The sequence below is a fragment of the Bdellovibrio bacteriovorus genome (assembly GCF_041888015.1).
GTDB lineage: Bacteria > Bdellovibrionota > Bdellovibrionia > Bdellovibrionales > Bdellovibrionaceae > Bdellovibrio.
In genome coordinates, this window is the sequence record NZ_CP168968.1 from 785,465 (window position 1) to 805,737 (window position 20,273).

Below are 20,273 nucleotides of genomic sequence, written 5' to 3' on the forward strand. Positions count from 1 at the left end.
TAGACAAACTGAGTTTTTTCTAAACCAGCTAAAAGCCGCCCCCGATAAGCCTTTCGAAGTACGTGAGGTAGAAAAATGGCAACGCAGTTTTGCAGCGTGTTTATCGGTACGATAGCGGTGTTCTCAGTGTTTGCGGGTTCTGTGGCTCAGGCGCAAATCCCAACAGTCGATCTTGAAACTCAGTTTTATCAGGAGCTGGCAAAGGAGTCCGGTGAGGATGTTCCTGCTGCCAAAGGTCTCTTTGATGAAGTGCCCGATGGCCTGAGCACGAAAGAGATTTCTCCGGGGTGTGATCCACGCCGCTTTGAAGACAGTGTGGTGGGGCGCAAGTTGACCACGGCCCAGTACTATAATGTGGCTCGGGCTTATTTCAAAAAATGTTCGGGTGAACTGACTCAAAGGTCCTGGACGGGAATGCTGGGGCTGTTGAAGTTCTCGAAGTATCAATATCCATTCTTGTCTCATCCACAGGTGAAAGAGTTTATGGTGAAGCTGCCAGACGGAACCAGAGTTCCGGGTATTCTGGCTTTGAAGCAAGACACACGCCCGCGTCCTCTTGTGATTGTGAAGTGTGGTGTTTTCTGTTCAGCAGCTCAGACGGCTTCCATGAAAAGCTATCTGATGCATCTATTTGACCAGTCACCTTTCAATGTTCTGTTGTTGGCGAACCAAACCGGCATGGACTATATCTATGTGAACAAGCGTGTGACATTGGGTGGATGGTCTGAAGGTTTCGAAGCGATTGAAGTGGGTAAGTGGATGCTTCAAAAGTGGGAGCATAAAGATCGCATTTCCAGTCTGCACTTTATGGGGATCAGCCTTGGCGGTAATGCCGCTGTGATGGGAGCTGCATTTAATGATAAATATCTTCTGCCTAACGGGAATAAAGTTTATAACTCCGTGGCGGCAATCTGTCCGGTGATCAGTCTGCGCCCAACCTTGGATCATCTGTATGGCACCCAGGTCGTGGGCCGTGTCTTTGCGAAAATGACTAAAGAGCATTTCAAAGAAGCGCGCAATTATATTACGGATGTTCCGGACCTGATTAGTGACAGCAAGATTCCGTCCAACCGTAAAGATATGCCGGACTATATTGCGACTTTGGCTTCAACATCTTTGCAGCGCCGGGGCATTGCGAGCACGCCGTCAACCTTTATGAAAAGTAACAACTTCTGGAACTGGAAGGAGGAGGTGAAAACGCCTCTGATGGTCTGGGCTTCCAAGGATGATATGGTTGTGAATAACGGCGTTAATGCGGAAGTGATGGAGCATGATGATGCCTATGAAAAATCGGCACACGTTGGGGTGTTGAATCTTAAATATGGCAATCACTGTGGTTTCTCGTCATCTTATGGAGCGCAGGCTTCCGCAGCAGTATTACGCACCTTTGTTTTGACTCACAGTCCGGAGTTTGTGGATAGCTACGATACCAAACAACAACTTCCTTGGACTTGGGGCTTTAAAAAGCTGGGTTCCCAATATGAACATATTGGTCAGAACTGGCACTTCTTCTCGAATTCAAATCAGGCCAAAGTGGTTTTCCGTCTATTCAATTGGAATGGTGGTAATGAGTGTGCGGATAAGGGACCGTGGTCTGGCACTTCCACTTGTGTCAGTACAAGAGAATACTGGATTCCTATTTCTGAGCTGAAGCAGATGGGGGGACGTGTTCCTCGCACCGATGCGGAAGCGCAGGCTTTGACTCGTGAATTTAACACGAAAGTGGAATTCCGTATTAAAGGACATCCTTTGAATGGTACATACAGTAATGACTTCTATATGACTTGGAGAAGTCATTACGAATAATGAAAGAAAAAAGAATTCTTATCACCGGCTTTCTCCCTTTCTTGGGCGAAAGCCTCAATCCCAGCCAAATCCTTCTTGAGAGAATCAAGAGGGATTTGTCGCTTCAAGATCAGATCGACACTTTACTTTTACCTGTTTCTTTTCAGCAGGCAGGGGCTCTGCTTCTGCAGCGTCTGAGTCTTCATCGTTATGAAGCTGTCCTGATGTTGGGACAGGCGGGTGGGCGTAAAAGGATTTCTTTGGAGCAGGTTGCTCTGAACTGGATTGAAACAGAAAAACCGGATGAAGATGGCTTCACTCCGCATCGAGGGGCCATAGCGCCTCAGTCGGAGGCCGCTTACTTCACGGACCTGCCTTTACCACAATGGCAGAAGCTTCTTGAAGACAGTCAAGTTCCGGCAGAAATTTCACTCAGTGCCGGTGGATATGTTTGTAATCATATTTACTATCAGACATTAAATGCCATTCGCGAGCAGGGGTTGCCTGTGCAGGCCTGCTTTATTCATGTCCCTTATTTGCCAGAGCAAACAGTGGGAAAAGCGGCAGAGACGCCGTCCATGGGGCTGGACCAGATGGAGAAGGGGATTCATTTGATCCTCAAAGCTCTTATAGATAAGCCTATCTCAAAATAAACGCTATTGGATTTCATGAACCTTTTCCGAAGTCCCTTCGTCTAAAGTTTCAATAGGAGGAAAGACATGATGCAAAACCTCATTATAGCAGTCGTAATGGCCATGACCTTGAGTGCGGGAACAGCCTGGGCCCGTGGCGAGGGACGTGGAGGTCATCATCATAAAGGGGATGAGATCTCGCCATTGGAAAAGCATTTCAGTCCTAAGAACATGAAGGAACTGGGGTTGACCGCAGAACAAAAAGAAAAGTTGAAAGCCATTCGGGAAACCAATCGCACGGATTCAGAGAAGTTGCGTGAAGAAATGAAGGCTGCCCGTAAAGCCTTTAAAGAGTCTCTGCGCGCCAGTGCGACCAAAGAGGATGTCACGAAAGCCTATCAGCTGATGCTGGATAAAAAGAACCAGTTGTCCAAAAGCCGTTTGGATTCCCTGCTGAATGCACGGGATGTTCTGACGGACGAACAAAAGTCCAAGCTTTTTGGTAAAGCTGAAAAAGAGGACTAGGGATTGTTGTGAGTTTTCACGAGGCAGATCAGTTTTCTGAATTTTATAAGACCCATGCCACGAAAGTGCGGGGTCTTCTTTTCCGTTTGGTCGGAGAAGCGGTTTTGAATGATCTGACTCAGGAGGCTTTTCTAAAGGCTTGGGAAAATCGTCATCGCTTCCGCGGCGACAGCGAGGCCTCTACCTGGTTGTACCGCATTACTTACAACTGCGCGGTGGATTATCTTCGTAAAAACAAAGGGGCCATAGATCTGGAAGTCAACGATCTGGATGAACGCCTGGAGCAGGATATATCCAATCGTGAACTTGTGGAGTTGGTGCTGCGATCCTTGGAAGCAGAGCTGCGTGTCGTGGTTATTTTATTTTATTTGGAAGAGCAGTCACTCAAAGATATCTCTTTGGCTTTAGAGATTCCCGAGGGGACGGTAAAGTCCCGCCTGAATACGGCCCGACAAAGAATGAATGACCTTTTGGTGAAGAAAGGAGTCAAACTATGAGCGATGAGCTTAAGAACTTTCTGAAAGAAAATGCCAGTCCGGCGCCGCCCAGTCCCCTGGGGGAAGAAAAAGCTATATGGCGTAAAATTGAGGATAAGAAGCGCAAACGCAGAGCTGCGTGGCTGGTTTTGGTTCCTTTGATGACAGCCTCACTGGCGGTGGTGGTGATGGTCGGTAATCCGCGTTCGGTCACGGTCCCGGAGGCCTCTGGTGAGGAAGACTATCTGTATCAGGAATGGCAGGACTTTGCCAAAGAAGTGGATTCGGACTTTGATCAGGAAATGATCATGATGTTTGCTGAAAAATAAAGACGCGACCTCGGCAAAGAGAATCGCGTCTTATTGTTATCTCGATATGAATCTAACGAATTTCTGAAAGCGCTCTTCTTAGAGCCTCTTCGTCTTTAACTCCCACAAAAATCAACTCAGCTCTGCGGTCATGGGATTTGATTCCAGTGGAATCGGTAGCCCCTTTACCCACAGCTTCGACGTTCGTGAAGCCATTGCGTTCGATAATGGACTTTACGGAATCAGCACGGGCTTGGGAGATTCTCTGATTTGTTGCTGCTGAACCAGAGGCATCGGCAAAGCCATGAACTTCGACTCTTTCAACCAGATCTGGATTTTCATTTAGAACTTTCGCCACTTGAGAAAGCTTACGCTGATCGGCTCCAGAGATTGCGTACTGCGAAGATCGGAACTGAATGGCGCTTCCGGCTCCGGCAATCATGTTCATATTCACGTCTCTAAGAGCAGATTCTGGAGCTTCCATGGTCGCCACTGGACGCGCTGGCTCGGTTCTTTGATACATGGACTCTTCAGTTGGTTTTGCAGGTTCAGAAGCTGCAGTGGAGCGTACGGATGTTTTATATGCCCCAGGATTCCAACCGATTTGCAGGTCGATCAGATACATATTCACCAGGCCGTCTGTATTATTCGTTAAGGATTCCGCACGTACACCCAGGCGGGCCAGCCAGCTTGGAGTCATATTGAATTCTCTCAGCAGTTGCAGACCTACGAAGTGGGCATCAGCTTGGTCCGCCAGATAGTTTTCACCTTGGTTATACAGTTGATTTGCCACAACACCCAGTTGCCAGCGGCTGTCGAATCTATAGCGGGCAGCAAACTCCAGAGCTCCATCAGTGATGGCAGTCTCTTGTCCGTTGCCAGCTTGAGAGAACTGCTGATTATTCACGCCATACCCCAGATCCATGACCCAGGGACTTTCCAGATACCATGAGCCTAAAAGTTTAATTGTGGATGGTGTTCCTTCTGCGGCGCCATTGGTGTCATAGCCAGTATAACCGCCGCCCAGTCCCAGGAAGGGCAGAACTCCACGGGGAGCCATTTGAGCTTCCTCTTTGGAGAATTCCAATGCACTCGTTGTTGCTGAGTCTTGATTGGCCTGTGCCGTCAGGCCGACACTAAGCAAAGCTGTTAGAATGATCGTTTTCATAGTCTTCTCCTTTTTTATTGAACGCTTTTAGTATTGATCTTGGGCTTCAGGGGTCAATTTTTTGAAGTAAGATTCAGGATATTTTGTCGAGATAAATAGAATTGGATATATCCAAAGTACGGTGAACTGGCCTATAGTTGTCGAATGCCACATGTAAGATTTCGTGCCGTTAAAAAAGAGGATGTCCAAAAATTAAGTCAAACCCTGCCTGCGGAGCTGGCGCCAGTGATGAACACGGCGCAGGACAACTTTACGTTTGAGCTTGTGCAGACACAGTTTTTTAGCGCGGGAGCCGCCGTGGAATCTTATCCTTTTATTGAGATTCTTTGGTTTGCTCGGTCTCAGGAAGTGCAGGATGACTGTGCAGGAATTATCACCCGGCAACTGAAGCATCTAGGGCATTATGAGGATGTGGTGGTGGTCTTCCAGGTCCTGTCCAAAGCATCCTATTATGAAAATGGGGTTCATTTCTAGGTCATCCATAGAAGTGTCAAAAGATTCGACAGGCCCCAGGTGGCCTTAAAGTGCCTTCATTGAGCTTCGTTAGGTATTTCTTTCATAGGGGGTGGGACGGGCCCCAGCTATATCCGTTTTAAAGATGCCATCTCTGTAACATGCTTCTTGCTTTGCTGTCTGGTGCAAATGAATGGAGATGACATGAAAGCTTCTTTGGTTGGGGCCGCGACGGCCGTTCTTATGAGTGTATTGACTGGTTATTCTGCTGCGGCTCAAGTGCCGACGGCTCAGGTGGTTAGCAAAAGCCAGTTGATCGTGGGAAAACAGTACTATATCGCCGCTGACACATTGAATGTCAGATCCAGCAATTCCACAACGGCAAACAATGTTGTTGGCAAGCTTTCCCGAAATGATGTTGTTGAGGTTTATGATGTTTTGAATGAAGCTTCTCCGCTGGTTCAGGTGAAGATCATCAACTCTTCCACAGTATCATCTTATGTGGCGGCTGAGTTCTATGTTTCCAAGGATTATCTAAGTGACAAACAGCTCGTTTTGCCAACCTCCCGTTATTTCGTGGTTCAGAATATCGCGACAGAAAAAACCCGCATCTATGAGCGTTGCACAACGTCCCCTGGTTGCGCGCACAAGATGGTGATGGAAACTGACACCGTGGTTGGTCGTCCTGAGGAGGGCGATAAGAGTGATCCGAATGCTTACAAAACGTGGGTGGGTCATTCTCGTATTTCTGAATGGGTGAAGTTCTATCAGGACGGAAAAGGTTTCTATCCACGCTGGTACACTCCAGGTCAGTCTTTAAAAGACATCCCAGGTGCGGTGACGGACAGCATGAGCTTGTACATGGGTGCAAGAAAATGGTCCGTAAGAAATGATCAGGGGAAATCCTCCATTCACGGTGCGTTCGGTTGGTATGCTGCCAAGTTGACACCTGCAGGTGAAAACGGTGGTGTAAACTATCAATGGATTCACGGTACAATCGGCTGGGGTAAAGATGGCGCCAAGCCCATCGAGATCACTCGTATGAAGATGATCAACTTCTTCAGCAACCCGGGTTCTCACGGTTGCACTCGTTTGGAAAACCAAGCGGTGGCTTATATGAGACACCTTCTGGGGCCGGGTACAGATATTTACCGTGTTTATGCCCGTGAAGCGACTCGTGATACTTCGTTGTCCAGATATCGTGATTCTCAGTTGCCTCTTCCTTGGGACTGGATGTTGTTGACGAACGGTGCGGCTCAGTCCAATGGTTTGACTGCGGACGCAGCGACGATTCGTGCTCAAGGTGTTTCTGTTCATAGCGGCAACCTGATTGAAAAAGGCACTTACCGCGTGGATCGTTATCCGACAGTTTCTGGTCTGAATTACAGTAAGTCCGCATCTTCTGGTTTGTCTGGTGATCGTTATGAGATCGATGCAAAAGCGAAAGGTGGTCAAACACACTTCCGTGGTTACTTCCTGATTGATGAAGGTCGTTTCGTGGATTACGCACACCCGAACTACAATGCGACTCGTGGCGCGGTACGTATCGGTGGTTTGCCTGATTTCACAAACTCTGTTCCTGAGTTCTTGCAGGCTCAGCGTGGTAACATTGTGATTCCGGAAATCGTTCGCTAAGATCTGACAGAACAAAAATAATTGACGGCCAAGGTTTAGCATCTTGGCCGTTTTCTATTTGTTGACCGCCCGCGACTTTCAGATGTCTTTCTCTTGAAATTTAAAGAGCCATAGTCAGTAATGTAAACATGGCTCAACTTATTTCAATTTCTATTCTTTGTGTTTTAACAATGATCTCAAAATCGGCCACAGCCGCTACTTTGCAGGAAGCCTATCAGTCGGCCTTGCAAAAAAATGAACTGGTGGGAACTCAGAACGAACAGGTTCGCCAGATTCGTGAACGGGTGAAGCAGGTGCGTGGAGGCATGTATCCGCAAATATCCGCCAATGCCACTTACTTGATGCAACCACAACCCTCTGATCCAGTCGCACGCGACTTCTTCCCGGAAAGACAAACGACCATTGCCTTGACGGCCAATCAAGTTTTGTTCCGTGGGTTGAGGGAGTTTGCGGGTATTCGTCAACAGAAGGACCTCGTCAGTGCTCAGGAAGAAATCCGCAATCAGATGGTGATCAGTCTGTATCAGGATGTCACCGGTTCTTATCTGAATATTCTGACGCTGGAACAGGACTTAAGAAACATTTCGGCTCAGACGAAGATTTACGACGAACGGGTGAGTGAGTTGTCAGGCCGAGTGCGTCGGGGAGAATCAAGTTCTTCTGACATGCTGACGGCCCAATCCAGTCAGGCGGCATTGAGGGCCGAGGCTCAAGTTGTGGAAGGAAACCTGAAGATGTCGCGCGAAGCTTTTGCCTTTATTACGGGCTTAAGTGCCGGGGAAGTTTTGACAGATCCGGATTTGGCCAAGTCGCAAAAGGTGGGAAGTCTTTCCAGCTATTTGAGCAAGATCGAAAATCGTTACGATATCAAAGCCGCACGAGAACAACTGAGTGCTATGGAAGAGGAAGTCAGTATCGCCAAGGGCGCGCACTGGCCCTCTTTGGACTTAACCGGGAATTATTATTTCAGACGTCCCGAAGGTTTCAGCGAGGACCTGAACTGGGATGTTCAGTTGCGCTTAAGTCTGCCGTTATTTGAAGGCGGCAGCACTCAATCCAAAGTACGAGAAGCGGCATCAAAGCGTATCGAAGCGGACCTGACTTTGGCTCGGGCGCGCCGAATGGCAGAACAGGAAGTCCGTACTTATTATGAGAACTTCCAAGCTCGTCTTAAGCAGGTGGAGGCTCTGGAAAAAGCCGGTAGCTTGTCAGAAAAAAACTATCAGGTTCTGCAAAAAGATTATCGCCGAGGGCTGGCTCGTAATATCGATGTGCAGGTGGCATTGACGGACTATCGCATGTCTGCTCGCGCCTTGGATCAGGCTCGTTTTGCCGCACAGATGGATCTTGTACGCTTGCAGGTGGCTGCCGCTGAAATTGAAGCTCCGAAAATGAAGGAAGATTAAAAATGACTTTGTCTGATTTATCAATTCGAAGACCCGTTTTTGCCTGGATGTTGATGTTCGGGTTGATTGTGTTCGGGGCGATCAGCTTTATGCGTATGGGGGTCAGCGAACTTCCTGACGTGGACTTCCCGGTGATTTCCTTGTCGGTTCGTTATGAAGGGGCGGCTCCTGAAGTGATGGAAGCCGATGTGATTGACCCCATTGAGGATGCCTTGATCAGTATTCAAGGGGTTAAGAATATCACCTCTGTCGCTCGTAACAGTACCGCTGATGTGACCATCGAGTTTGATCTGGAGCGTGATATCGACGTGGCCTTCCAGGACGTGCAAGCCAAGATTTCCCAGATTCAGGATGCCTTGCCTTTGAATATGGACCCACCGACCGTGATGAAGATCAATCCGGAGGACTTCCCGATCATGTGGTTGTCTTTGTCCAGTTCGAAAATGCCGCTGGAAGAAATGATGATCTTCGTTAAAGATCAGGTGCGTGACCGACTGACCACAGTCCCGGGTGTGGGGAACTTGTGGATGCCGGGATATCTTGAGCCCAACATGCGTGTATGGGTGCGTAACGAGGACCTGAATAAATACGCTTTGTCCGTGATGGATGTGACCAATACGTTACGCAGTGAACATGCGGAACCTCCGGCGGGCCGGGCAGAGTATGAAAAAACTGAATACAGCATGCGTACTTTGGGCGAAGCCAAAACCATTGATCAATTCAATAAGATTCTGGTGAACAGTCGCGGGGGAGGTCCCAACTATGCACCGATCCCTTTGGAAAAGGTGGTCGATTTTAAAGAGGGCATGGTGGACGTAGTTCAGTTTGCCCGCGCTAACGGGAAAGCCGCTGTCGGCCTGGGAGTGGTCAAGCAACGTGGTTCCAATGCCGTGACGGTGGCTCATTCGGTAAAGGATCGTATTGCGGAAATCCAGAAGACTTTGCCCGAAGGTATGAACATCGTTGTGAACTATGACGGGACCAAGTTCGTTGAAGAATCCGTGCATGAACTGGTTCTGACTTTGATTCTGGCCGCGATTCTGACTTCTTTGGTGTGTTGGTTGTTCCTGGGTTCATGGTCTTCGACCTTTAACGTCTTATTGGCGATTCCGACCTCGGTTCTGGGAAGCTTTATTGTTCTTTACTTCGCCGGTTTTACCTTGAACATCTTCACACTGATGGGTCTCAGTCTGGCCATCGGGATTGTCGTGGATGATGCCATCATGGTTCTGGAAAATATCATCCGCCATCTGGAAATGGGGAAAAGCAAACGTGAAGCCGCTTTGATGGGGGCTCGCGAGATCACTTTTGCCGCCATGGCGGCGTCTGTATCGTTGGTCGCAATCTTCCTTCCAATTGCCTTTATGGAAGGTTTGATCGGACGTTTCCTGTTCCAATTTGGGGTGACAATGAGTGCGGCGGTGATGATTTCATTGTTGGAAGCTCTGACCCTGACTCCGATGCGTGCATCTCAATTTGTGGAATCAGGAGAAAGAACCACCCGTTTGGGGCGTGCGTTTGAGTCTCTGTTTGATCGTTTGCATGTGGCCTACACCAAAACATTGGAAGTTTCCCTGAATCATCGTTGGAAAGTGATCGGGGCCTCATTGGTGTTCTTCATTTTCAGTTTTGGCTCAGTGGCTTTCCTGAAAGGCGAGTTCCAACCGGCGCAGGATCAAAGCTCTTTGATGGTTCAGATCAGCAATCCTCCGAAGTCCGCGATTTCGTTCACGGATGAAAAGGTCAAAGTGATTGAGGACTTCCTGTTAAACCGTTCAGAAGTGAATTCCACTTTCGTCGCGGCAGGAGGTTTCACTGGGGGTGAGGCCAATAATGCGATTGTCTTTGTGGATTTGAAGCCCAAAGGTCAGCGTGGTAAGTCGGCAGAAAAAGGTCGTGAGCTGAGTCAGCAGGAATTCATTGAAGTTGTGCGTGAGTATCTGAATAAAACAATTCCTGAATCCAAGCCGCAAGTGCAGGACCCGTCGACTCAGGGCTTTGGCGGCGGTGGCGGGAAGGGCTTCCCGGTTGAGTTCAGTATTCAAGGACCGGATTGGGCCAAGCTGGGTGAGTTCTCTGAACAGATTGTGGAAGAGCTTAAGACCAGCAAGGTCATGACAGATGTCAGCTCGGACTATCAGGCCGGGGCTCCGGAAGTGCAGATCATTCCAAATCGTCAGAAAGCGGCGGATCGGGGTGTCAGTGTTATCGCTATTGGTGAAGTGCTGAACGCCATGATGGGTGGTGTGGTTGTCGGAAGCTATGAAAGAGGCGGTCACCGTTATGACATCCGCGTGAAGATGAAAGAAAACGGCAAAAGTCCACAAGAGCGTATTCGTGATTTGAAGGTGCGCAACAATCGTGGGGAGCTGGTGCCGATCGCTTCTGTAGTGGATATTAAAGAAGCTTCCGTGGCCTCGAGTATCTCCAGAAAGAACCGTCAACGTTCGATCATTATTTACGGAAATATGGGACAGGGACTCAGTCAGCAGCAGTCCATGGAAAAAGCGCAGGAAGTCGCACGCAAGATCCTGCCTGCGGAATACAAGGTGGTCCTGAGCGGTTCTGCCGAAGAATTCCAGCAGAGCTTTATGAGCCTGCTGTTTGCCCTGGTTCTTGGATTTATTGTGGCCTATATGATTTTGGCGTCTCAGTTCAATAGCTTTATCGATCCTGTGACGGTGTTTATGGCCTTGCCGTTTAGTTTCTCTGGGGCCTTTTTGGCGCTGTGGATTGGCGGGCAATCACTGAATATCTTCAGTATGATCGGATTGATTCTGCTGATGGGGATTGTGAAAAAGAACTCAATCCTGCTGGTGGATTTCACGAATCAGCGCCGTGATGAAGAAAAGGTGCATGTTCACCAAGCCTTGATCGAGGCCTGTCCGACTCGTTTGCGCCCCATTTTGATGACGTCTTTTGCAACGATCGCCGGAGCTGTGCCGGCTGCCATGAGTCTGGGACCAGGAGCGGAAGCTCGTCAGCCGATGGCTATCGCTGTTATCGGGGGCGTTTTGGTTTCCACATTCCTGACTTTGTATGTGGTTCCTTGTGTTTACAGCCTCTTTGCAAAATTTGATCGGCGCGAAGGCGGTCTGGTTCATGAGAAATAACAAATTGAGAGCCCTAAAGGACTGAGGGACAATGGGGGTTCTGTAAGGAGAGCCCCCATGATCAGTCAAACCGATTTACTGAGAAAACGCAGTCATCCCGTTGACCAGGCCCTGGTTCCCGAAGAAATTGATCAGTATCTGACTTTGCTGGATGGGTGGGTTTTGATGGGGCCCCACATTGCCAAGACGTTTCATTTCAGCAACTACTATCAAACAATGGCCTTTGTGAATGCCATTGCGTATGTGGCGCACACGGAAGATCATCATCCAGAGTTGGAAGTTTCCTACAATCGTTGTCTGGTAAAGTATAACACGCACTCGGTGAACGAGGGCTTTGGTGGAATCTCAGAAAATGACTTTATCTGCGCTGCCAAAGTGGATGCTGTGGCCGCGAATCAGTATGCTCCGGTGTCTCACTGACCTGTGAGTTGTTGCAACTGCTGGGCATCCTGAGGGGCTTTAATCTTGAGGTCGTTGTCGAAATAGATAAAGGCGGTCTTTAGATCCGGAAGATCTTTTACCTCGGTGAGATTTTGTGCATGATTGGGAAGTCTGTGTTGGGACCAGGCCTGAAGTCTTTGCGCCCAAAATTTTAAAGAATCCTGGTCATAACCATCGTCATAGAAGGATTCATCACCATGCAGGCGCAAATATAAAAAGTCCGAGGTGATATCCTCCATATAGGGCCATTTGCCAGCGGTGTCGGCGAAGACCAATGCAATTTTGTATTTTCGTAAGAGCTCAATAAACGCAGGATTTTCAAAACTGTGATGACGAACCTCCAAGGCATGTCGCAAAGGCCTGTCGGACTGGGTAATATCTGCAGAATAGTCCGCAATAAAGCGCTTGGATTTGTTGGCCCAGGTCGAGGCTTCGCGAAAAGTTTTGGGCAGCAGACTGAAGAAATGTTCCAGGCGTGCCGCCTTTTCATCGTTGAAAACAAAGCTGGGAGGGAGCTGCCAGAAAATACAACCAAGCTTTGTTTTCAAAAGCAGGACTCCTGACGCCATAAAATTCGCCAGTGAATCTTCGATCTCTTTCAGTCGGTTGATATGGGTGATGTATTGGGGGCCTTTGACCGAAAAAATAAAGTTATCGGGCGTTTCGTCATACCAGTGCTGATAAGTCGAGGGCTTTTGGTAGGAATAAAAAGAACCGTTGATTTCTATAGACGTCAGGTGCCGACTGGCGTGAAAGAGCTCCTTCTTTTGCGGCAGATCTTCCGGATAAAAAGTTTTTCGCCACGGTGGATAGACCCAGCCGGACGTACCGATACGAATTTCCATTCTTCAAGTGATAGCTCATTGCAGGATGATTTATAATCTTAATTACTGTTTCTAAGTAAGAAACATACCGGACAAATACGGAAATGCAGTCCTGCATTAAGAGCAAAAATTTGACGTTCCCTGGGCAGAAATCTAAGATTTTCAGATCCATGTGGAGGAGAATATGCGTTCTATAGTTTTTGCATTTGTTGTTTTGTCTCTGGTGGGATGTGCTTCGCAACATAAGGCCAAGGATGTTGATACAAAGGTGGATATGTCAGCGCCGGTGCGTGGCGATTCTGTTGTTGGGGTTAAAGACGGTGATATGGTTTATCAGCGCAAAGTCGCGATGAATGAAGAACTGCGCCGCTTGGAACTGGATGTTTATAATCTGGAAGCCAATGTTTTCGGTGGCCCTCGCTATTTGGACAACCGTGGTCTGTATGGCGTTTTGCGTGACTGTCGCGTGCAACTGGGGGATGTAAAAAACGGTGGTGACGGCAAAGTGCGCTGGACGGAGTCCCGCGAATACGTGACCCCTGATGAGGATTTTTCTTCTATTGGTGTGGAAGATAAGAAGCGTATCGTCGGTGTTTCTGAAGAATTCCTGAAAGATCGTATGACCCGTTTCCGTGGTTATAAAGCTACTTTGGAAAAACGTCAGGATGAGTATGAAACCAAAGTCAAAGTCTGCCAGATGGAGCTGACGTCACAGAAACAAAAAGCCTCGCAATAGCGGGGCTTTTTTCTATGTTTTTCCAGGCGACTTTGCCATTTTGTAAGAAAGCCCCCCACAGTGCGGACGGAGAGGACGAATCGTCAGATTGATTTTATTTAATTCTTGGATCTTTGACCCTAGGGAAGGTCTTCCTTAAAACTGATCCCCAAAAAGGAGATATTTTAGTGAAACCATTGATTCAAAAAACTTTGTCTTTCCTCTTGGTGGGATCTTCTCTGGCAGTGGCTGCGGGCCTTATTACTAAAGAAGAAGTGAATAAACGAGTCTCTGCCATCGTGGCTCCGTACAACAATCAAACCACCGCGATGGATATTCAGTTCACGGATCTTTTGGTGGACGATGTGCGAGCTTTAGATTTTGGTGTCAAGGCCACAATCAAGAAGAAAGGGCCTGAAAATGAGCTGGCTCTGACTATTGAAAATGCGAAATATCAGTATGGCAATGGAACAGCTCCGATGGCGACCGCGGATCTGACGATGCAGACAGATTTAAGAAAAGCTTTTGGGCAGGAGACGCTGGATCAATTTGGCGAAGAACTCGATAAAGTTGCCCAGGAGCTGGCCGCTGATTATATCAAAAAATACGGCGAGGCAGCTATTTTAGATATCGGTATGGAAGATGTTCAGAAGGATGAGCAAGGTCATTTGAAGTCCGTCAGCATGCGTATGAATGCCACAATCGACATGTCCAAATTGCCAGCGGATATGAAGGCGGAAGATGTTGAAGTGCGTTCGGTGCAGGCGGTTTTGAGTATTTCCACAGGCGGAGCCCGCGGTCAGATTCAGGTCGTGATCAATCCAGCTTACAAAGGTTTTGATCCTGAACAAACCGGCATGAAGGAGCTGATTGAAAAGCTGCTGAGCGACGATCAGGAAACCTATGATGGACTTGCAAAACTCGTAGAGTCATTGGACGGCTTTGCTAATTGGTTTGTTAATCAGAAGGCCGAAGAAGGCCAATAGTGCTACTTTAAAGCAAGGCCCCTTAAAATGATCTGTACCCCAAATTCCGGACAGGAAAATAAAAGACCCTGTCCCGTTTTTGGGGTATTTTCTTATGAAAAGGAAGCAGATCATGGGTTTATTGTCCGAAAAAGATCGGAAAGATCTTGAGAAGAATCCAAATGTTCTCCAGCTTGTGAATGGATTGGGTCAATGTCGGCTGAGAGATCCCGATTCGTTCGGCAGCCCGGGATATATTCAAAGTGCGGGACACTTCCAAAAAATACTCCAGATCTGTGGCACTAGGTAACATTGGATTATCCTTTCAAGAAGAGAATCCAATATAGCTTAAAACCTATGTCATAAATTTTGGAGGATTATTTGCTGCCGGTTAGAACCTTTTTAATCCATGGCAGGGCATAAGAAGTTGCCGCATAACCTCCCACAGAGGAACCTTTGGCGCGGAATCCTGAACAGGCAGAGCCCCAACTGACAACACCAACCTGAACAGGGTGACCGTTCTGTTGAAGGAAGATCGGGCCGCCACTGTCACCTGGACACGAGGATTTTTGGTGCTGATAGGTTTCAATGCAAAGTGTTTCCGGTCCCAGTTCGTAGCCTCGCTGTTTCGGGAAGTCATCCTGGGCGCAAAGAGTACGGGGAAGTAAAGGGGCTTCCAGCTTTTTCAGCCACGCACTGTCTTGAGTGCCATCATTATCCGTTAAACCCCAGCCGGTGATCAGAACGGTTTGGGTGGAACTCCCCAGATCCCTATCATTCAGAGCAACGGGAGCGATATCTGTGACAGCTTCGGCCAGTTCAATCAAAGCAATATCGGATTTTGGCCAATTAAACTCTGGATGAGTTTGAATGGAGCGGATTTTTAATGAGCGGCCATCCTTACCAGATTGGGCAATGCCACCGATGAAGAGTCTCAGCTTACTGGGAGCTACGATGCGCTGGCGGGTTTCCGATTCGTCCTCAAGGACACAGTGGGCGGCGGTCAGCACCCAGCGGGGAGCGACTAAGCTGCCTCCGCAGTGATGGGAAACGTAGTTTTCTTTGGGATCATTGAACCAGATATTGACCATAAAGGGGAATTCGCCCGTCGAGGCCAGCTCTCCTCCAATAATTGCAATGGGTTCTTCCGCACTTTGACCCAGCGGCCGCGGAGTCGGCTGGCAGGACAACATAGAAAGGCCTAAAAGCAAAAGGATGGCGGACAGGTGATAACGTGACATGTGTTTGTCTTATTCGAGTCTTACAAAGACTTCACATGAAATGATCAAGGTGCCACCGGGCTTGAATATTTTTCCAGAGTTCCAGGATAGGGTTTGGCAACTTCCAGGAGGGTCGGTAGAAAGACCCCATGAAAACAGGCCTTCTTTTTTTGATATTGATGTTTCCGATGTTGTCTTGGGGTGTTGTTGGCGGTCGTGTTATTACGGATGGCTCCTATCGCCAAACCGTGGCCTTAACCTTTAAAGCAACGGGCGAACAAACTCAAGGGGAGGTCTTTTGCAGCGGAACATTGATCGGGCCACGGGTGGTTTTGACGGCTGCACACTGTATTTTGTCGGGAGCCAAAGCCTTCAAAGTTTCTCCTGAAGAATTTCCTCAGAAAACATGGATCTATGTGGGTGATTCCATGGACTTGGAAACGCGACCTTGGGTCACACCTCAGTTTAAAGTGGCAAACGCACATTTGCATCCACAACGTGATATCAATCGCGGAGATCTGGCTTTGCTGGTGTTGGAGCAAGATGTGGATCTGGCAGCCTACCAGATTCAGCCTGCACCCATGACCTTGGCACACACGAAAATGGTGGGGCGGGAACTCACGCATGTCGGGTATGGCATGACCGAGCATCAAGGAGTGAAGGGAATTAAGACCGCAGTCAGCCTGCCGTTGCGAGCGCTGAACGGCTATAATGGTTTGGAGATCGGCCTTATTTTCAAACCAGGTCCTGGAGCATGCCATGGGGACTCCGGTGGCAGTGCTTACTTGCGGGATGATGACGGTCAGGTAAAGTTTGTGGGTGTGGAAAACGCCATCTCCAACCATCCTTGCGGAGAAGCGGCCACCTATTTTATCCCGGTCTCACAAGAGATGTTTATCTGGATACGTGGTGCTGTTTCATTGCCGCTCTTTGAGTGAGCGCGCAGTTCTGTGAAACCGAACTGAATAAAAATGATCTGAATCAAGGAGTCCCGGAGTCATTGGAGCTAGTCTGTCGGCATAGATAGAGGTTTGGCCGATGAACTATCCAAGATTTCCTGACTACATAACGGATCTTCCTGACAACCATTCGTTGAAAGTTTATTTTGAAGAGAATGAGTTCATAAAACGCCTATTGGTGGAGCTGCAGATGGCTTCACCAAGTGAGGACTTTCAGAAGTTCCTTAATGTCTTTAATCAAGTTTGTGAAATTGAAAAGCGATATGCCCGCAAAGAGAATCAACTGTTCCCGTTTCTTGAAAAACGCGGATGGTATGGTCCGAGTCAAGGAATGTGGTCATTCCATGACAGTATCCGGGACATACTGCGTGCGATTCGGGCTCAATTGGAAAACAAAGAAATTCAGAGTCTGAATGAAAATGTCCGCCTGTTGATTGAGAACATGCACCACATGATTCATGTGGAGGAAAATCGCCTTTTCCCGAATGCCTTCCAGTTATTGCAGCCTGAGGACTGGGCTTCCATGATTTCCGGAGACGAAGAGATCGGCTGGGTGGATAAGAATCGTCGCATGTCTGTGGCCGCAGAGCCTTCAAATACAGCGCCAGCGAAATCCGCCAATGTATTCCCCGATATTTCAAAACTTAAGATGGACGAAGGGGTTTTGAATTTAGAACAGATCAATCTGATTTTAAAATTTCTTCCCGTAGATGTGACCTTTGTGGATGAAAATGACAAGGTGGCGTTTTACAATCGCGGCGAGGAGCGGGTCTTCCCGCGCAGTGCCGGAGTTATCGGACGCGAGGTTCGTTTCTGTCATCCTCCTAAAAGTGTCGATACGGTTTTGCGTATTCTTGAAGAATTTAAAGCCGGTCGGAAAGACGAAGCTGAATTCTGGATTCAGTTCAAAGGCCGCGTGATCCATATCAGATACTTCGCCGTTCGGGACAAAGATAAAAAGTATAAAGGTGTTCTGGAAATGTCCCAGGACATTACCGAGATTCAAAAAATTCAGGGAGAAAAAAGACTGTTGAGCTGGGATCAATAGTCTTGTCCTCGTGCTAGGAGTGAATATGGAAAACAGACCCATGATGACGGCAGAGGAAATGAAACAAAGTCAGATTTTGGTGCATGAGCCCTTTGCTGAGTTTCTAAGTGCTGACAAGGAAGAATACAGCTTCCCAATTTCACTTTTGGATGTTGTGCGCTTTGCGGGGCATGCATGTCCCTCGATGGTGGGGGCCTTTGTGATATCGCAAAGGGCTGTGCAAGAGCTCTTTCCAGATACGGGTGTTCTGATTCGCGGTCAGGTTGCGGTGGAGCTGGGTTCTTCTGTGGACCGGGGCGCTACGGGCCCGATATCGAACGTCTTTTCCATGATCTTCGGAGCTTGGGATAAAAGCGGTTTTGGCGGTATTCAGGGAAACTTTGTGCGTCGCGGACTGCTTTCTTATGACGTTTCTGATCTTTCACCGGGCACCTATCGCTTCAGGCATTTGGAAACAGGAAAGACAATCGAGATTTTCTATGACTCGTCCCAAGTGGATTTGAAAGGAGATCTCTCAGGACTTTCTTTTCAAGAGATCTGGCGAATGAAGATCCGAAGGGTTGTTGTGGAATCCAGTAAAGTTTTGACGGTCAAAGTGTCATAGGGTGTGTATTAGAATCCACCCGGGCGTTGGATTCCACCAGCAAGGGAGTTTGTTAAGGTGGGGGCCTCTATGAAAGATAATGTCGAAAATTTAGCAACGCTGTGTCTGTCGGAAGAGGCTGCCTTGAAGGGACTTTTTCTGGGGCCACAGGCGGAAAACAGTCAGTGGGTTTCTGCACAGATCAATACGCTTTTGAATTCCTGGTTTGAGTGGCGTCGCAGCTTTCGGCCAGGGGACGGGCGGGCTGTTTCCTTTGCTGATATGGAATCGGCTGACTACATCAAACGCCGTCAGCACACCGCCGATGTTTTGCAAGAGCTGGCTTCACGCTTTGAGTTGGAGATCCCCAAATTTTCCCCTCGCTATATCGGTCACATGTTTTCGGAAACCTCGTTGCCGGCATTGTTCGGACATATTCTGACTTTGTTGCACAACCCGAATAATATCTCAGGAGAATCCTCTTGGGTGGGTGTGTCTGTGGAAGAAGAGGCCATCGAAGCTCTGGGGCAGATGATGGGTTTTCCCAAAGGCGTTGGACACTTCACCTCTGGTGGCACGATTGCGAATTTCGAGGCTGTCTATCGGGCGCGCACGCGCTGTTACAGCTGGATGGCAGCGGGATTGGAGCAGGGGCACCATTCCGCCTTTGTGAGTGCGGCGATGGGGTATTCAAGCTATCAAGCGATTTCGGATGAAGTCAAAAAAGCCTCTGCGGGACTTAACCCGTTTGAATCAAATCCTTTCATCGCGGCGATGGAGATTGCACAAAAGACCGGGCGTGATTTCTTGGGGCCGGTGTTGCTCATTCCTGAACACAAGCACTATTCCTGGACTAAGTCGGCGAATGTTTTTGGTTTGGGCGCAGAAGCTCTGTGGCCCGTGCAGTTGGATTCCAACGGACATCTGGATGTGCAGGACCTGGAGGCGCAGATTCAGCGGGCCTATCGTGAAGACCGTCCCGTGGCGATGGTGGTTTCAGTTTTAGGTACGACGGAATTGGGGATGATTGACCCGATCCACAAAGTGCAAGCCTTATTGGATGAGTACCGTCACCTCAATGGCTGGCATATCTGGCATCATGTGGATGCGGCCTATGGTGGCTTTCTGTGCTCTTTACGAGGCGAAAACCCGGAGATTCGAAATGTCCTTTCTTCCCAAAGCCAGGAGGCTATTGAAGCCATGGGGCGGGTGACGTCGGTCACCATCGATCCCCACAAACTGGGATATGTGCCTTATTCGTCAGGGGCCTTTATAGCCTCGGATGAGCGGGATTATTATCAACGATCTTTCGGGGCTCCTTACGTGAATTTTGCAGTTCATAAAGACAAGGGGCCATTTACACTGGAAGGCTCGCGGTCCGCGGCGGGAGCCGTGGCCACTTGGATGACGGCACAATGTATAGGGTTTTCTCAGGAAGGGTATGGACGACTGATCGCCCGAACCATTCGTCTTAGAAAAGAGATGGAAGAGGCTTTGCGTGCGGAGATTCCAGATCTTCGTGTTGCGCCCAGTGGGGATGCCAATCTTCTGGGGTTCTGCCTGGCCAAACCGGGGGACTCTTTGCAAGAGGTGAATGAGCGGACCTTGCAGCTGTATGCAACGTTTGAAGCTGACAACCAAAGTGATTTCTTTATTTCAAAGACGCGGATTTATAAGAAATGTTATTCGCAGTACTTCGAAAAATTCGTCAGCTCTTGGCAGGGGAAAATGGATGCCGATGAGCTGGTCTTGGCCCGTATTTGTATTATGAATCCGTTCTTTAAGACAAAAGAGATGGATGTGGACTTTCAAAAACTGTTTATTCAATCTCTGCAGGATCGTTTAAAGGACCTAAACTTTCAGTAAGCCGCGGAAGCCGCGCACGGCATAGTACGATTCGGCCCCGTTGTGGTAGGTGAATACGTGGGGGGGCTGCAAGGGGCCGTCTGGTCGGTGTCGGTCCATCTCCAAAAAAACAAAACCCACTGTGAAGTGGGTTTTGCGATGCATGCCAGAT

Annotated in this window: 20 protein-coding genes and 1 pseudogene; 16 read left to right on the plus strand and 5 right to left on the minus strand. The window is 48.5% G+C overall.

The features are described from left to right. Positions 1–75: 75 nt before the first annotated feature. From ACES2G_RS03885 to ACES2G_RS03905, 5 genes are all read left to right on the plus strand, one after another. A complete protein-coding gene (locus ACES2G_RS03885; protein WP_347358843.1) occupies positions 76–1,806 on the plus strand; it encodes a hypothetical protein in 1,731 nt (576 codons plus the stop codon). After that, positions 1,806–2,438, plus strand: a complete 633-nt coding sequence (locus ACES2G_RS03890; protein WP_347358844.1) for a pyroglutamyl-peptidase I — start codon at positions 1,806–1,808, stop codon at positions 2,436–2,438. Before ACES2G_RS03885 ends, ACES2G_RS03890 begins: the two co-directional genes overlap by 1 nt. Positions 2,439–2,504: 66 nt before the next feature. After that, positions 2,505–2,942, plus strand: coding sequence for a Spy/CpxP family protein refolding chaperone (locus ACES2G_RS03895; protein ID WP_347358845.1), 438 nt, complete (start codon positions 2,505–2,507; stop codon positions 2,940–2,942). An 8-nt stretch (positions 2,943–2,950) separates the two neighbouring features. Further along, a complete protein-coding gene (locus ACES2G_RS03900; RefSeq protein WP_347358846.1) occupies positions 2,951–3,439 on the plus strand; it encodes a sigma-70 family RNA polymerase sigma factor in 489 nt (162 codons plus the stop codon). Further along, a complete protein-coding gene (locus tag ACES2G_RS03905) occupies positions 3,436–3,747 on the plus strand; it encodes a hypothetical protein (protein ID WP_347358847.1) in 312 nt (103 codons plus the stop codon). The genes ACES2G_RS03900 and ACES2G_RS03905 overlap by 4 nt, the downstream gene beginning before the upstream one ends. Before the next feature lie 52 nt (positions 3,748–3,799). Here the strand turns inward: ACES2G_RS03905 and ACES2G_RS03910 are convergent, their stop codons facing one another. Continuing rightward, positions 3,800–4,894, minus strand: a complete 1,095-nt coding sequence (locus ACES2G_RS03910) for an OmpA family protein (protein ID WP_347358848.1) — start codon at positions 4,892–4,894, stop codon at positions 3,800–3,802. A gap of 144 nt (positions 4,895–5,038) precedes the next feature. Here ACES2G_RS03910 and ACES2G_RS03915 point away from each other — a divergent pair, with 144 nt between their 5' ends. The 5 genes from ACES2G_RS03915 (at position 5,039) to ACES2G_RS03935 (ending at position 11,921) form a co-directional block, all read left to right on the plus strand. Further along, entirely contained in the window at positions 5,039–5,368 is a 330-nt protein-coding gene (locus ACES2G_RS03915; protein WP_347358849.1) for a DUF1904 domain-containing protein, read from the plus strand. A gap of 183 nt (positions 5,369–5,551) precedes the next feature. Next, complete coding sequence (locus ACES2G_RS03920) at positions 5,552–6,982, plus strand: L,D-transpeptidase (RefSeq protein WP_347358850.1); 1,431 nt, start codon at positions 5,552–5,554, stop codon at positions 6,980–6,982. A 128-nt stretch (positions 6,983–7,110) separates the two neighbouring features. After that, positions 7,111–8,388 (plus strand): TolC family protein, encoded by a 1,278-nt coding sequence (locus tag ACES2G_RS03925; protein WP_374001375.1) that lies wholly within the window; start codon positions 7,111–7,113, stop codon positions 8,386–8,388. A 2-nt stretch (positions 8,389–8,390) separates the two neighbouring features. Then, a complete protein-coding gene (locus ACES2G_RS03930; RefSeq protein WP_347358852.1) occupies positions 8,391–11,501 on the plus strand; it encodes an efflux RND transporter permease subunit in 3,111 nt (1,036 codons plus the stop codon). A gap of 57 nt (positions 11,502–11,558) precedes the next feature. Continuing rightward, positions 11,559–11,921 carry a 4a-hydroxytetrahydrobiopterin dehydratase gene (locus ACES2G_RS03935; RefSeq protein ID WP_347358853.1) on the plus strand — a complete coding sequence of 121 codons (363 nt, stop codon included), beginning with the start codon at positions 11,559–11,561 and terminating at the stop codon, positions 11,919–11,921. Here ACES2G_RS03935 and ACES2G_RS03940 read toward each other — a convergent pair. Beyond that, positions 11,915–12,787, minus strand: coding sequence for a DUF72 domain-containing protein (locus ACES2G_RS03940; protein ID WP_374001376.1), 873 nt, complete (start codon positions 12,785–12,787; stop codon positions 11,915–11,917). The genes ACES2G_RS03935 and ACES2G_RS03940 overlap by 7 nt on opposite strands. Positions 12,788–12,950: 163 nt before the next feature. Between ACES2G_RS03940 and ACES2G_RS03945 the strand changes: the two genes are divergently transcribed. Then, entirely contained in the window at positions 12,951–13,502 is a 552-nt protein-coding gene (locus ACES2G_RS03945; RefSeq protein ID WP_347358855.1) for a hypothetical protein, read from the plus strand. A gap of 167 nt (positions 13,503–13,669) precedes the next feature. Continuing rightward, the gene (locus ACES2G_RS03950; RefSeq protein ID WP_347358856.1) at positions 13,670–14,467 is read left to right on the plus strand and encodes a hypothetical protein; all 798 of its coding nucleotides are present in this window, start codon (positions 13,670–13,672) and stop codon (positions 14,465–14,467) included. Between the two features lie 118 nt (positions 14,468–14,585). Here ACES2G_RS03950 and ACES2G_RS03955 read toward each other — a convergent pair whose 3' ends face one another. After that, positions 14,586–14,759 (minus strand): LysR family transcriptional regulator, encoded by a 174-nt coding sequence (locus ACES2G_RS03955; RefSeq protein ID WP_347358857.1) that lies wholly within the window; start codon positions 14,757–14,759, stop codon positions 14,586–14,588. A 64-nt stretch (positions 14,760–14,823) separates the two neighbouring features. Further along, positions 14,824–15,687 (minus strand): trypsin-like serine protease, encoded by an 864-nt coding sequence (locus ACES2G_RS03960; RefSeq protein ID WP_374001377.1) that lies wholly within the window; start codon positions 15,685–15,687, stop codon positions 14,824–14,826. Between the two features lie 128 nt (positions 15,688–15,815). Here ACES2G_RS03960 and ACES2G_RS03965 point away from each other — a divergent pair, with 128 nt between their 5' ends. The 4 genes from ACES2G_RS03965 to ACES2G_RS03980 all read left to right on the plus strand — a co-directional run bounded on the left by ACES2G_RS03965 (position 15,816) and on the right by ACES2G_RS03980 (position 20,122). Continuing rightward, positions 15,816–16,604 carry a S1 family peptidase gene (locus ACES2G_RS03965; protein ID WP_347358859.1) on the plus strand — a complete coding sequence of 263 codons (789 nt, stop codon included), beginning with the start codon at positions 15,816–15,818 and terminating at the stop codon, positions 16,602–16,604. Between the two features lie 100 nt (positions 16,605–16,704). Further along, the gene (locus ACES2G_RS03970) at positions 16,705–17,673 is read left to right on the plus strand and encodes a DUF438 domain-containing protein (protein WP_374001378.1); all 969 of its coding nucleotides are present in this window, start codon (positions 16,705–16,707) and stop codon (positions 17,671–17,673) included. 25 nt (positions 17,674–17,698) lie between these two features. Further along, positions 17,699–18,277, plus strand: a complete 579-nt coding sequence (locus ACES2G_RS03975) for a hypothetical protein (RefSeq protein ID WP_347358861.1) — start codon at positions 17,699–17,701, stop codon at positions 18,275–18,277. A gap of 69 nt (positions 18,278–18,346) precedes the next feature. After that, entirely contained in the window at positions 18,347–20,122 is a 1,776-nt protein-coding gene (locus tag ACES2G_RS03980; protein ID WP_374001379.1) for an aspartate aminotransferase family protein, read from the plus strand. On the opposite strand, the pseudogene ACES2G_RS03985 reads toward ACES2G_RS03980, so the two are convergent. Next, positions 20,108–20,182, minus strand: a pseudogene (locus ACES2G_RS03985) (DUF4256 domain-containing protein); the annotation flags it as partial. The gene ACES2G_RS03980 and the pseudogene ACES2G_RS03985 sit on opposite strands and share 15 nt — an antisense overlap. Between the last annotated feature and the right edge of the window lie 91 nt (positions 20,183–20,273).